Here is a 12651-nt window from a genome sequence, read left to right as displayed (position 1 = left end):
GCGTCCTTATTTAACGTAAGTGAGCCAGTGCTCAAATTTTGAGTCTTTGCCCGTGACGGCGGCGAAATACGCCTTTTGCAAGCGGCTCGTGATCTCGCCCATCTCGCCTTTGCCGATGATCCTGCCGTCGATGTTACTAATCGGCGTGACCTCCGCGGCGGTGCCGGTAAAAAACGCTTCGTTCGCGGCATAGAGCTGATCGCGAGCGATGCGCTCTCTGCGAACTTCGTAGCCTAGGCTGCGAGCGATTTCTATGACTGAATTTTGAGTGATGCTCTCAAGGCTGGTGTCGTTCGGCGGAGTGATGATGACGCCCTCTTTTACGATGAATAGACACTCGCCCGGCCCCTCCGCGACGAAGCCCTGCGGATCGAGCAGTATCGCCTCATCGTATCCCGCATCGACCGCCTCAAAATTTGCCATCTGCGAGTTGAAATAATTCGCGCTCGCCTTGGCTTTTGCCATCATCGAAAATTGCGCCGGCTTTATCCACGATGAAATTTTAGCCTTGATGCCCTTGCGTAGCGCCTCTTCGCCCATATACGCGCCCCACTGCCACGCTGCTACGATGACGTTTACCGAGCAGTCCTTAGACGAAACGCCCATCGAGCCGTAGCCGAAGTATGCTAGTGGGCGGATATAGACGGTCTGATCGAAGCGGTTTTTCGCGACGACGTCGATCTGGGCCTGACGAAGCTGCTCGAAGCTAAACGGAAGCTTGATTAGACAGAGCTTTGCCGAAATTTCAAGACGGGCAGTGTGCTCGTCCAAGCGAAAAATCGCGTAGCCTTTGTCGGTTTTATAGGCGCGTACGCCCTCAAATACGGCGTTTCCGTAGTGCAAAGAGTGCGTCAAAACGTGGGTAGTAGCCTCCGCCCAGGGGATTAGTTTGCCGTCTTTCCAGATGAGTTCGGCCTCTTGAATTTGTGCCATTTCTTGATCCTTTTATTTAAAATTTAATCTGCGATTTTAGCTAAAACAATATTAATTTCTAAGAAATTTAAAAGCGGTTGAAATTTGGTGCGATTTTAAGACGCACAACGAATCGTGAGTTCAAATTTAGCTCACAACTCGGTGCAGATGGCATTAAAATTCTACGAAAGAAAGTCCGATGCCGATCTTATTGACGCTGCGTTTGTAGTCCGCGAGGCTCTCGCCATAGCCGTTAAAGTAGCGCAGATAGCCGTAAAATCCGCTGTTAAAGATCGGAAAGCTGTAGTTTAGCTCGATCGCACCGCGGTTATTGCCGTCAAAATGTAGGTTGTTTCGCCACAGAGCGCTAAGTCGCTGCTTGCCGAAGGTGTATGACGCGCGCAGATCGCCGTAGCCCATATAATCCGCGATGTCCTCGTTCGTGCGGTCCAGCCAAAACGCATACCACACTCTGGGGGTGATAGAAAATCCGCCCGCGCTCCACGTGCTTTGCGCGTAGAGCCTATTCCATGAGCGCGATTCCTCGCCGCCCTTGCCGTTTGATTCGTGCATGGCGCCGATCTTTAGCTCGTCCGCAAACGGCACCGGAGCGCTAACGTAGAGCTCGGGGCGATAGTTGCTTTCGCGAAAGGGGGCGCTATCCTGCGTGATCTGCCACCAGGAATTTTGCGCGTAAGCGAATGAAATTTTCTCTCCAAGCCCCAGCGCGTCGTATGTGATCGGGCGCTCGAAGCTAAACTCAAAATGCAGCTCATCCGCCTTACGATCGGGTTTTTTGCTAAAATCGTGGGTAAAGAGCATATAGATCGGCTCGTAGTATTTAAGCCCTAAAAATCCAAAATTTCGACCATTTTGCTCGCCTTGTGGCGCGGAATTTGACACAGTGGAATTCTGCGAGAGCGAGGCGAAATTTGATGATTCTAAATTTGACGCGGAGTCTGACGCAGCCGAGTTTGCGTCTGCGAAATTTGACGAAGTGGGTTTCGGCGCGGCGGAATTTTGTGCGAAAGAATTTTGCGACTCAGCGGAGTTTAAAATGGCGATATCGTCGCGTGAAGCGGGAGTTTGTGCGGACACGATAGAATTTTTTGCTGAATTTCGGCGCGACTTTTCGTCGCTTTCCGTTAGACTTGCCGCGGCGATCTTTTTGTAATAGATCATCGCGTTTTTGTAATCGCCCTTGGCCTCGTATTCGCTAGCCTTTGCGTATAGCTCGGAGAGATCTTGCGCGGCTAGGCTTATGGCGCAAAGCGCGAATGTTAAAGCTTTAAATTTCATCTACGCCCTTTAAATCGTTTTGATAATTTATATTTAAAAACTGCTCTTTATTTTTGAAATTTAGCACTTTGAAATTTACGCGATCGATGAGCGCGCCGATCTTATGCTCTTTCGTGCGGTAGAGCTCAAGCGCGCGCGGCGCGAGAGCTGCGTCAAAAAAGCCGCACAAGCTATGTCTGTGCGCCTCGTCGCCCGCTACGCAAATTTGCCCCTCTTGCTCGCTAAGAGCGCGAATAGTGGAAATTTCTACAAAGGGCATGTCGGCGGGGATGATGAAAATGCGCTCGCCGCTAAATGGCTTTAGCGCCGAATACAGCGCGCCCATCGGCGAAAATTCCTCAAATTCGTCGTAGATCATAGGAAGCGGAGGGTTAAATTTAGAGCTTTTGGCGCAGGCGAAAACCCGCTCAAACTCGCGGCTTAAGCGCGAAAAAAGAAAGTGCGTCATGCTGGGATGCCCGCGAAATGGAAACAGCGTTTTGTCGCTGCCGAAACGCGAGCTTTTGCCGCCGCAGAGAATGACGCAGGTTTTCATAGAAATTTCACCGACTTTCATCGATCTTTATCGCGGCGAAATTTTAAATTTGAAAGTAAAATTTACAAAAAGCGCAGGCATATCAGTCTTTTTGCATATATTTAGCTTTGCCAAGGGCGTTGTTTGCGATGAACTGATAAAGGCTCGGCGCCTGAAGCTTGGCTAGCTCGGGGTATTTGGCTTTAAGCGTCTTCCAGATGTCATAGACTCGCATACCGCTTGCGTAAAGCTTCATAATCTCGCTAAAATGCGGATCGTAAAGGCTCGGCTTTTTATACAGCGAGAGTTTGCGGTCGGTATCTAACACCGCGTTTGCCTCGATAAAATTCGCCAGATCGCGCTCGCTTACTTTGGCAAAATCTTTTTCGTAATGAGCCTTCATATATTTTAAAATTTCTTTATTGCTAACGCCTTGGAAGTGCATTTTCTTGATCTCGAAGCGATATGCGTATAAGAAATCTTCGCTTTTTTTTGCGGTTGCGCGAAGTCTTGTTTTTTCATCTTTGAATGTAACGGAGATGAAGTGCGTAAGCCCGGGCGCAGTAACGGCGTTTTTGAACGCTTCGTCCTCCTCGCCGATCTTTTTTAGGATCGCCTTGACGGTGTAGCCCTCGGCGATAAGGTTTGAAATTTTATCTTTATATGGCTTGTAGTCGAATCGCACGCGCCTAAAGCCCGTCTCGACGCTGATTTTTTTGTAGATCCTCGCATGCTCTCTAGATGTAAAATACCTCGATTTTAGCCCTTTGCGGAGTTGTTCGGCAACCGCGGTAAAATCGTCATAATCGGCGATAGACGCGATTAATTCCTTTTCGTTTACGACCCTGCCGTTAACGACCGCGATGGTAATGACCTTCATATTTTCTCCTTTGATTGGGCACAATTCTAACTTAAAACTATAAACTCAAATTTAATTATTTATTATCAAGGATTGCGGAGGATTTGCGTTTGCAAGGCAGAATTTTAGGCGCTAAGATTTAGTATTTTGATTGATTTTTATATCTTTTTTGCGCTTGTTCTCACGCTGCTTTTTTATACTTTTTTGTGTAGAGATGAAGCGGGTTTGCAGATATAAATTTTACCCGCAAACTCAAGCTAAATTGCCCACGCAAGTTAGCTTTTTTTAAACGAAAAAAGCTTTTTTATCTTCGTAAGCCCAAGCTTCATGCCGCTATATTTCATCATCTTAGCCATATTTACCCACATTTCACGCTCGTAGCACGGATGCGGGCAGTGGTGACAGCGCGGCTTTTCGGTATGCGGGCAGGCGCCTAGTCGCGCGTAGGCGTAACACAGCATCCGCTCGCAGTCGCTACAGAGATGAAAGTGCGTTTGCACGAGCCCCCTATCGTCTTTGTAGTCATGAAGCACGGCACCATCTCTTTTAGGCGCATCCGCATGCTTGCCATCGCAGTAAATTTGGATAAATTTCGTCACCGTGTTTACTTCGTAAATAAATTTTTCGCTAGTCATATTTGATCCTTTGGGCGGATTTTATCTAAAAGAGATAAAAATACTCTTGAGCACGCTCAAGCTAAAATTTATAGAATTTTAAAATTCCGCGGAATTTCGCTTTATCTTTCGACCTTGTTGCTTAATAGAGTCGCAATGAAGCGTGTTTTGTCGTTTGAGGCAAGCGCGATTTGCAAGCTCATCGTAAGCGGCACAGCCAAAAATAGCCCGCCGATACCAAGCACAAAGCCCCACAGCAGCAGCCCCGCAAGCACGCTGATTGTAGAAAGCCCGAGCCCTTGCCCTAAAAATCGCGGCTCGATGATATTTCCGATCGCTACGTTTACGACCAAATAGATTGCGATAGTCCAGATGCTAGAGCTTATATCCATCGTAGCTAATGTCACGAAAAGTGTCGGAAAGACCGCTACGATCGAGCCAATGGTGGGGATGAAATTTAGCACGAAAGCTAAAATCCCCCACAGTGCGGCATAAGGAACTCCGAGCGCCCATAATCCAAGTCCGATCAGCGCGCCGGTGCAAGCTGAAGCGATAGTTTTGATTAGCAGATATTTTTTGAGGCTGGAGGCAAATTTCTTCACAAAAGTATGCGTAGCACGGCTACTTTGCGAAAAATAGCGGATTTTTTCGTCGATCACGGAGCTTTCAAAGACCATAAATGAAACCATTATAAAAATGAAAAATCCCGTCGAGACTATCGAGCCTGTTTTGCGCAGTAGTGCAGATAGCTGCGCGGCGGCTTCGCTCGGATCGATGCCTAGGTTTGCGGCGTTAAGCTCTATGCCGAATCGAGAGAGCTTCGCACTCACGCCTCCTAGCACCTCTTCAAATTTTGCTTGAAGCTCGGGCAGGCGCGCTGAAAATTCCTTGATCGCATCAAAGATGACCGCACCGAAAAACACTATAATCGCCACGAAAGCGAAAGTGATGATGAGGAAGCTAAAAACACGCCCGACGCGGATCTTTTGGACATAAAGCACCAGCGGCGATACGAGCACCGTGATGAAAATAGCTAGCAAAAATGGCACGACGATAGCCTGCGCGGCTTTAAGGCCAGCCAGGATGATTACGACGCAGGCAACCGACATCAAGGACATTTGAAGCTTCAAGGATTCTCCTAAATTTGACATTTTCGCAAAGCTTTTACGCGAAATTTTGATAGAAGGATTTTAACTAAAATTCCATAAATTTTAAGACGGAATTTTAAAATTTCATCGCAAAATTCTAAGATACGCGCAAATTCTTAGCGGGCGCAAGAAAAGTTAGAATTTTTTGCTAAAATTTTGCGAAATTTACATAAGCAGGATCAAAAATGAAACTTCCCAAACAGCTTTTAGACCGCTACGGCGCCGAGCGTCAAAGCGCGGGCGAGGCGCAGCGGACGGCGAATAAGATCGCCTTTGCGCCGGTGGTCTTTCAAGTCTCGCGACTGATGAAAAAATTTGGAATTTTAAGCGCGCTTAATGAGGCGCGGGACGGGCTAAGCATAAGTGAGATCGCGCAGAAACTCTCGCTTAGTGAATACGCCGTAAAGCTGCTTTTGGAAAGCTCGCTTAGCATCGGCACGGTGCTGCTGTGCGGCGAGAAATTTAGGCTTAGCAAGGCGGGGTATTTTCTACTCACCGACGAGCTCGTCGGCGTGGATATGGACTTTATCCACGACGTGTGCTACGAGGGGCTATTTAGGCTCGAAGAGACGCTAAAATCGGGTAAGCCCGAGGGGCTAAAGGTTTTTGGGCAGTGGGCTACGATCTACGAGGCGCTTTCGCATCTGCCGCCGCATGTGCGCAAGAGCTGGCTCGCGTTTGATCATTTTTATTCGGATTTGGCGTTTGAGCCTGCGCTAAAGATCATTTTCTCGCGAAAGACGGATAAAATTTTGGACGTAGGCGGCAATACGGGGCGCTTTGCTAAGCGGTGCGTGGGCTACGACGAAAATGTGCGCATCACGATAATGGATCTCGCGGGGCAAATTTCAATGATGAAAGACGCCGTCGCAGGCGCGAAGGGTGCAGAGCGCATAGACGGGCTTGCGGCCGATCTGCTAGATCCAGCTACGCGCTTTCCGCGCGGCTTTGACGCGATCTGGCTCAGTCAGTTTTTGGACTGCTTTGCAGAGGAGCAGATCGTAAGCATCCTCGCGCGCGCGGCGAAGTCGATGAGCGAGCAGGCGCGGCTTTATATTTTGGAGCCGTTTTGGGACAGGCAGCGCTACGAAACCGCCGCGTATAGCATGACGCAGATCAGCGTGTATTTCGCTGCGATGGCAAACGGCAATAGCAAAATTTATCACTCGGACGATATGATTAAATTTGCGCAGCGCGCCGGGCTTAAAATTTCTCGTATCCACGACGGGCTGGGCGTCGGACACACGCTGCTGTGCTGCGAAAGGGCGCGATGATGGATGCGCAAAGCTTAAGCGCGCGGCTAAATAAGCCGATTAAAATTTTGCTAGTGCTTTTTGGAATCGGAATTTTGGCAAATGTGGCGATGGAATTTTATGCGGAGAAAAAACGTGGCGAGCTAGAGCGAAACTTCTGCGAAAGCAAGCAGGTGCGAGATGCGCTAGTGCGGATAAACGAGGGCGCGCCGCGCAGGATCGACGATGTTACGACTTTAAAAGGCGCCGCATGCGAAGGGGGTAGCTTCATATACGATTACGCGCTAAATAGCTCGCCAAATTTAGATCTTAGCGCGCTGGACGCGGGCGATACGGAAATTTTAAAAGAGATGCTGTTTGCCAAGGCGAAGGCCAGCTTTTGCGGCGCGGATTTTTCGCGGCGCCTGCGGGAGCTTGGCAAAACGATGGTGTTAAATTACGAGATAGAGGGCTTGCCGCCGATACAGCTAAAGCTTGATAAAAATAGCTGCGAACGGTGAATTTTAAAACCCAAGCGAGGCATTTGATGAGTCGCGTTTTGTGTGGCGGCACATTGGCGGCTGACACATCTACAAGCTTGTGAGCAAGCTTATGGTTTGACGCAGAATTTTATGCGAGCAGGTCGCGGATAAAATTTAGCAAGATTTTATCGCTGCAAATGCAGCGTAATAAATCATAAAATTTTGACCCAAAATCTATGATGCTGTTTCAAATAAAATTCCGCGCAAATTATAGAATTTCGCGCGAAAGCTTTACGCGGTGTTTGCGCTGCTACATAGATATAATTCCGCGTGAAATAGTCAAATTTTAATGAAAAACGCCACTGGCAGAACCTGACGCATTAGATCGCGGCTTAAAAAGGACTTGGCGCGTTTTAGCGCTTTGTGATGGCGAAATACACGCTGATCCGCGCCATGCTATACGCGGCGGCGCAGTAAAAGTCAAGCAGAGATTTTAACATGTTACTTTTGCACAGGCGAAATCGAAAGCGAAGCGGATAAATTTTAAGCGAATTCGGCGCGGGCGAGCAGGCAAAGGCTCACGCCGCGCTAAATTTTAAATCTCGCGCAAGCCCTACTTGCAGTCGCTAGGCTTAAATTCTACCCTTATAAATTCTTCGCCACTTTTTATCTTATAGCTCCATATCGCGCTGTTTATTAGCGGATGCATTACCTTCATCTGATTGCAAAAAATTTGCTTATTTTGGCTATCTATGACATTTTGTATCACGGTTTTTTGATCATTTCCGACACTGTCAAATTTCATTCCCATGCCGTCATTTAGCTCGTAGTTATAGATGAAGCTACCATCCTTGCACTCAGCACCCGTTAATGTGGTAATCTCGTCGACTCGCATCGGCGCACTCTTATTGATACCTTCCACGACCGCTTTGAGCTGAACATTATCACAGCTTGGTGCCGCGAATATGGAATTTTATACAAGTGCAGCAACGAACATGAAAAGTTTATTTGCGGAGCTTAGCCCTAAAAAACGGAATTAGGCGATATGCCAAAGTGCGGAATTTATCGGCTTACTGCACTTAAATATGGGCTACCAAGTTAATTTCATAACGTGATTTTACGGAATTTAACCCAGCTTGCGGGATTAAATTTGATGCCTAGAGCGCCGGCAAACTCGGCATCAAAAGGATTTAATGCCGCAAATGAGTAAATCCCGCAAGAAAACGCGTCTATGGGAGCTTTAAAGCCATGTTAATTATATCGCTAGATAGAGCTTATGCGCAACGATCCGCAAGCGCATGCCGTAAGATCGCCGCGACAAATTCTACCACAAGACGGCGGGCAAAAATAATCGACCAGATGCCGCTTACCACGCACAAAGGCGCGAGCACGATTAGTTATCGTTGATTACGTCCAAAATCTCTCTAGCGTGTACGGCGTAATCATTCGCCATAGATTTTTGAAAGATCCCGCCGATCTGCGCGTATGAGCCCTGACCGCCGCCGAAGAATTCCTCCTCGCCGAAGTTGCGCTCGTTTACGGCTATATTTTGGTTGTAGATCGGCTTTCCGTTTTTAAACATTTTTAGACGTAGATTGTAGCGCACATAGGGCTTTGCCGAAACGTCGATGCCGTCGGAGCTGTAAAAGCCAAAGCCGAATGAGCTAAGCTCGGGTGCGATGACGAGCCCTTTGCCTTGCAGCGCTTTTTCGTCGTCGGTGACGCTCACGCGCCTTAGGTAGGTGCCAAAGAAGCGCTTTGCCTCGCCTGCGACGAACTCGCCGACATCGATTTTAAGCTCATCGTCTCTGCCTAGCTTCGAGCTTGCGGCGTAGCTTTTCGTCCCCATTAGCTCGCTAGGGATATAAATGAGCGCGCTTTGCATGGCGTTAGTCGCGCTTATAGTGTCATCAAACGGCGCCACATCGGCGTTTTGATTAAACTGCGCTTCGTATGCGCAACCGCTAAAAAGCGCGCAAACTATTGCGGCTAGAAAGAAATTTTTCATTGTTTGCTCCGTGTAAAAATTTTTGTAATTCTACCCCGCGGGTCTAAATTTTACGCTGAAAACCGAAAAATTTCACGCCTTAATGTCGTAGCTGAAATTTTTCAAGAAATATATGCGTAAAGCCTCACGCTCGGCGCGGCTAGGACGGATGCAAAAAAATACCACCGCGCCCGTATCGTCCCTCCCGCGCAGTAGCAGGCAGTCGCGCAGTCGTAGCCCCACTCGTCCGTCTAGCCTTCGCGCGACTACGAGCTTTGAAGCGATCAAAATCGCAAAAATGCCCGCCGCTGCATAGATCGCAGCCTCGGCAAAGCCGAATTTGATCGTCAAAAACACGCCCGCGACGTATGCGAAAAGAAGCAAGAATTTTAAAATTTCTTGCAGTTTCAAAAACCGCTCGTAGCTTATAAACGGCACGCGAAACGTCCGCACGAAGCCGAGCGACAGCTCTATCAGATCGACGCATCCAAGCATAAGATCGTATTTGTCTAGCCCTCTGCGAAAGGATATTTTAAGCTCGTCAAATTCCACGCGTGCCGCCTCTTTGCTACCGCTTCGCAGATAAAGTAACGCTAAAAACACAAAAACGATCGTCAAGCTAGATTTGGCTCGCTGCGAGCGTAGCGGACTGTCCGTGTAAAACAGCTCCCCCGATCCACCGATGTCCAAAGAGATAAAAATGCAAAAAAACGCAAGGATCGCTACGGAGAAAATTCTATAAAACGTATCGTCGCAGATGAGGCTGAATTCGGGCTTTTACATTAGTTTTTGTATAGCGGCGCGTCGGTGATTTTAAATCTAAATTTATTGCCCGCGCCGATAAATTTCACGAAGCTCGCTACGTCAAACCCCTGCTGCGGCGCGCTTAGCGGCGGCTTAGCAAGGATCTCGAAGCTCAGCCCCGCGTAGTTGAAAAACTTGCCACAGCGTCTAAAGCCGTGCCTGCCGTAGAATTCTATGCGGCGCAGGCGCTGCGCGAGATTGGACGCATCCTCGTGCGGCGGCTCGACGTCAAGGACGATTTGCGCGCGCGGATTTTGCTCGGTGATGAGCGCGAGCAGCTTTGAGCCAAGCCCTAGCCCGCGGAATTTCGTATCGATCGCAAGGTACGCTACATAAAAAAACTCGCCCTGCTTGCCGCTTGAGTATTCGCTTTTTTTGCAACGCGAAATTTTACTTTCATCGCGGTGCGAAATCTCGCTCTCATCGTAGCACAAAATCTTTCCCCTTGCGGCATCGGATAAAATTTCGCTCTCCGTGGCGCTCGGTAGAATTTTGCCGTGCGCGCTCACATTTGAAATTTTATCTGTCGTGGCACCGCGATATAGAATTTCTTCCGCACTTGCCTGCTTTAAATCGCCGTCCGCACGTTTTATATTATCGCTCGCTAGCCCTTGGCCCGCGCCCAAAGTCCCGTCGCCAGCACTTAAATCTGAAATTTCATTACTCGCAGCGCCGAAAGATCCCGCATTACAAGCGAATTCCGCGCCGCTATGGGCTTTGGATTTTAAAATTTTATCCGCATTTAATCGAGGCGGCGGCTGTTTGTGGTGCAAAACCGCGCGCTTGTAGGTTTGCTCGGTCCTATAGACGCAAAACCCAACGAGCTCCTCGCCGTTTAAATTTTGCGCCGCGCAGCTTACGAAGTCTTGCCCCGCCGTTCCGCAAAAATCTCGCTGCGCCGCTTCATCGTGGATAGAATTTATAACGTTCGAAAGAGCGGAGGTCCTTGCGCCACAACTCTGATCCGTATTTTGCGAGCTCGCCTCCGCGGCGCCGAATTTTTGATCCGCCGTTTCAAGGTCCTGAATCGAAGCGCCCAAATTCGCCGCATCAAAATTCCAGTCTAAAGCGCCGTATTTTCGATCCGTCGCGCCGAAATTTTGCCCGCGCACGCATAAATTCTCGTTCGCTGCGCCCTGCATACCGCAACTTTTACCAGCCAGATCGTCCGTTTTAAAATTTTCGCTCTTTGAATTCGCCGCCTTAAAATTCTCATGCGCCGCATCGTCGCACCCGCCGTCTCGATCTCGCTTCAAATTTAGCGCTTCTGATCTTGCGTTCGCCTGTACTTTGAAATTTTTACTCGTTAAATTTGATACCTCAAAGCTCTTACCCGCCGCCGCGTGATGTTTATCAGCCGCGCCGCCAGCGACCAGGGCAGTAAAATCCTCGAAAATCGCCGCGATTTCAAGCTGTCCTTTGCGCGACATTTTTAAGAAATTTTTTATGCTGATACGCTCGATTTCGGGGAACGCCGCGACGTTGATCGCCTCTATGCGCGCGATCAGTGCCGAGCCCTCGCCGATACGCTCAAGTCTCATTTGCCCTCCTTGTCGCGATAGGTCTACCGCGTAAATTTAAAATTTGCCCGCCTAGCTCGCGGGGATTTCATCGCTCGGCCCTTAAATTTAATGAAATTTCGCAAAATTTAAAGGGCGACTCTTTTAAATTTAATCCTCGCCGTAAATTCGCTTCAAATTCCCTAGCGTCGCGCTCGCGTTTAGCAGCAGCGCATCGGCGATCGCCAGCCGCGCCATTGCGGTAGCTACGACGCTGCCGCGCACGGCGATACACGGATCGTGCCGTCCGCGCAGCTCGCAGACCGCGTCTGTGCCGCGCACGTCCACGCTGCGCTGCGCCATGAAAATGCTCGGAGTGGGCTTAAAATGCGTTGTTATCTCGATAGGCGTGCCGCTACTTATGCCGCCTAAGATCCCGCCTGCGTTGTTGCTCGCAAAATTTGCGCCGATCTTGCCGCCGTTGGTGCGGATCGCATCATTGCTAGCGCACATAAAGTCATTATTTTCGCTGCCTTTTAGCGTACTTGCCTTCACTCCTGCACCGATCTGCACGGCCTTTACGCCGTTTATGCCCATCATCGCGCCCGCAAGCGCCGCATCCAGCTTACCGTACAGCGGCTCGCCGAGCCCCGCAGGCACGCCCGTGACGCGCGTTAGCACGTAGCCGCCGATACTATCGCCCGCATTTTTGACGCTTAGGATTAGCTCCTTTTGCGCGCTCTCCACAGCGGGATCGAGCGCGAAAATTTCGCTGTTTTGCGCAAAGTCGAAGTCTAAATTTTCCGCGTAAATTTCGCCCACGCCGCAGATTCCGCTTTTTACGGAAATTTTAAAGTGATTTAGCAGGATTTGCGCAAACGCTCCGGCAGCCACGCGCACGGCGGTTTCGCGCGCGCTTGCCCGCCCGCCGCCTCGGTAATCGCGCAGTCCGTATTTGGCAAAATACGAAAAATCGGCGTGTGCGGGGCGGAAAATATCCTTGAGATTTTCGTAATCCTTCGAGTGCTGGTTTGCGTTGCGGATGATAAATCCGATCGGCGCGCCGGTGCTGCGACCGTCAAAAATTCCGCTTAAAATTTCGATCTCGTCGGCTTCTTTGCGCGGCGTAGCGTATTTGCCGCCCGGTTTGCGGCGATCAAGCTCGCTTTGTATATTTGAAATCTCGATCTCCAGACCAGCCGGCAATCCGTCCAAAACGCCGCCTATCGCCGTGCCGTGGCTTTCGCCGAAGGTGCTAAGGCGCAATCTCTCGCCGAAAGTATTCATAGCGCGCCTCCTTG

At 49.4% G+C, this 12651-nt stretch carries 13 protein-coding genes; 2 read left to right on the top strand and 11 right to left on the bottom strand.

Annotated features, from left to right (window positions below):
* Positions 1-6: 6 nt before the first annotated feature.
* From CGRAC_RS00730 to CGRAC_RS00705, 6 genes are all read right to left on the bottom strand, one after another.
* Positions 7-933, bottom strand: a complete 927-nt coding sequence (locus tag CGRAC_RS00730) for a branched-chain amino acid transaminase (protein ID WP_005871446.1) — start codon at positions 931-933, stop codon at positions 7-9.
* Positions 934-1086: 153 nt separating this feature from the next.
* A complete protein-coding gene (locus tag CGRAC_RS00725; RefSeq protein WP_005871449.1) occupies positions 1087-2211 on the bottom strand; it encodes a phospholipase A in 1125 nt (374 codons plus the stop codon).
* Positions 2201-2767 (bottom strand): molybdenum cofactor guanylyltransferase, encoded by a 567-nt coding sequence (locus CGRAC_RS00720; protein WP_005871452.1) that lies wholly within the window; start codon positions 2765-2767, stop codon positions 2201-2203. The genes CGRAC_RS00725 and CGRAC_RS00720 overlap by 11 nt, the downstream gene beginning before the upstream one ends.
* Positions 2768-2828: 61 nt before the next feature.
* On the bottom strand, positions 2829-3605 hold the full coding sequence (locus CGRAC_RS00715; RefSeq protein ID WP_005871454.1) for a hypothetical protein: 777 nt from the start codon (positions 3603-3605) through the stop codon (positions 2829-2831).
* A gap of 254 nt (positions 3606-3859) precedes the next feature.
* On the bottom strand, positions 3860-4219 hold the full coding sequence (locus CGRAC_RS00710) for a nitrous oxide-stimulated promoter family protein (protein ID WP_005871457.1): 360 nt from the start codon (positions 4217-4219) through the stop codon (positions 3860-3862).
* 101 nt (positions 4220-4320) lie between these two features.
* Entirely contained in the window at positions 4321-5328 is a 1008-nt protein-coding gene (locus tag CGRAC_RS00705) for an AI-2E family transporter (RefSeq protein WP_040304025.1), read from the bottom strand.
* 203 nt (positions 5329-5531) lie between these two features.
* Between CGRAC_RS00705 and CGRAC_RS00700 the strand changes: the two genes are divergently transcribed.
* A complete protein-coding gene (locus CGRAC_RS00700) occupies positions 5532-6620 on the top strand; it encodes a methyltransferase (RefSeq protein ID WP_005871461.1) in 1089 nt (362 codons plus the stop codon).
* Positions 6620-7099 carry a hypothetical protein gene (locus CGRAC_RS00695; RefSeq protein ID WP_005871463.1) on the top strand — a complete coding sequence of 160 codons (480 nt, stop codon included), beginning with the start codon at positions 6620-6622 and terminating at the stop codon, positions 7097-7099. The genes CGRAC_RS00700 and CGRAC_RS00695 overlap by 1 nt, the downstream gene beginning before the upstream one ends.
* A gap of 574 nt (positions 7100-7673) precedes the next feature.
* On the opposite strand, the gene CGRAC_RS00690 is transcribed toward CGRAC_RS00695, so the two are convergent.
* From CGRAC_RS00690 to aroC, 5 genes are all read right to left on the bottom strand, one after another.
* Positions 7674-7982: a hypothetical protein gene (locus CGRAC_RS00690; protein WP_005871465.1), complete on the bottom strand. Its 309-nt coding sequence runs from the start codon at positions 7980-7982 to the stop codon at positions 7674-7676.
* 471 nt (positions 7983-8453) lie between these two features.
* Positions 8454-9068, bottom strand: a complete 615-nt coding sequence (locus CGRAC_RS00685) for a hypothetical protein (RefSeq protein ID WP_005871467.1) — start codon at positions 9066-9068, stop codon at positions 8454-8456.
* Positions 9069-9140: 72 nt separating this feature from the next.
* Positions 9141-9665 (bottom strand): hypothetical protein, encoded by a 525-nt coding sequence (locus CGRAC_RS00680; protein WP_005871468.1) that lies wholly within the window; start codon positions 9663-9665, stop codon positions 9141-9143.
* A gap of 164 nt (positions 9666-9829) precedes the next feature.
* Positions 9830-11392 (bottom strand): GNAT family N-acetyltransferase, encoded by a 1563-nt coding sequence (locus CGRAC_RS00675; protein WP_005871470.1) that lies wholly within the window; start codon positions 11390-11392, stop codon positions 9830-9832.
* A gap of 129 nt (positions 11393-11521) precedes the next feature.
* Positions 11522-12637, bottom strand: coding sequence for a chorismate synthase (aroC, locus tag CGRAC_RS00670; protein ID WP_005871471.1), 1116 nt, complete (start codon positions 12635-12637; stop codon positions 11522-11524).
* Positions 12638-12651: the final 14 nt, after the last annotated feature.

The sequence above is a fragment of the Campylobacter gracilis genome, from assembly GCF_001190745.1.
In the GTDB taxonomy this organism is placed as follows: Bacteria; Campylobacterota; Campylobacteria; order Campylobacterales; family Campylobacteraceae; genus Campylobacter_B; species Campylobacter_B gracilis.
Note: the sequence above shows the minus strand (reverse complement) of the source record. Positions and strands in the feature narration are given on the sequence as shown.

Excerpts from the sequence above, each read along its gene's own strand:
- CGRAC_RS00730 (WP_005871446.1), bottom strand. The coding sequence starts at position 933 with ATGGCACAAATTCAAGAGGCCGAACTCATCTGGAAAGACGGCAAACTA.
- CGRAC_RS00725 (WP_005871449.1), bottom strand. The coding sequence starts at position 2,211 with ATGAAATTTAAAGCTTTAACATTCGCGCTTTGCGCCATAAGCCTAGCC.
- CGRAC_RS00720 (WP_005871452.1), bottom strand. The coding sequence starts at position 2,767 with ATGAAAGTCGGTGAAATTTCTATGAAAACCTGCGTCATTCTCTGCGGC.
- CGRAC_RS00715 (WP_005871454.1), bottom strand. The coding sequence starts at position 3,605 with ATGAAGGTCATTACCATCGCGGTCGTTAACGGCAGGGTCGTAAACGAA.
- CGRAC_RS00710 (WP_005871457.1), bottom strand. The coding sequence starts at position 4,219 with ATGACTAGCGAAAAATTTATTTACGAAGTAAACACGGTGACGAAATTT.
- CGRAC_RS00700 (WP_005871461.1), top strand. The coding sequence starts at position 5,532 with ATGAAACTTCCCAAACAGCTTTTAGACCGCTACGGCGCCGAGCGTCAA.
- CGRAC_RS00695 (WP_005871463.1), top strand. The coding sequence starts at position 6,620 with ATGGATGCGCAAAGCTTAAGCGCGCGGCTAAATAAGCCGATTAAAATT.
- CGRAC_RS00685 (WP_005871467.1), bottom strand. The coding sequence starts at position 9,068 with ATGAAAAATTTCTTTCTAGCCGCAATAGTTTGCGCGCTTTTTAGCGGT.
- CGRAC_RS00675 (WP_005871470.1), bottom strand. The coding sequence starts at position 11,392 with ATGAGACTTGAGCGTATCGGCGAGGGCTCGGCACTGATCGCGCGCATA.
- aroC (WP_005871471.1), bottom strand. The coding sequence starts at position 12,637 with ATGAATACTTTCGGCGAGAGATTGCGCCTTAGCACCTTCGGCGAAAGC.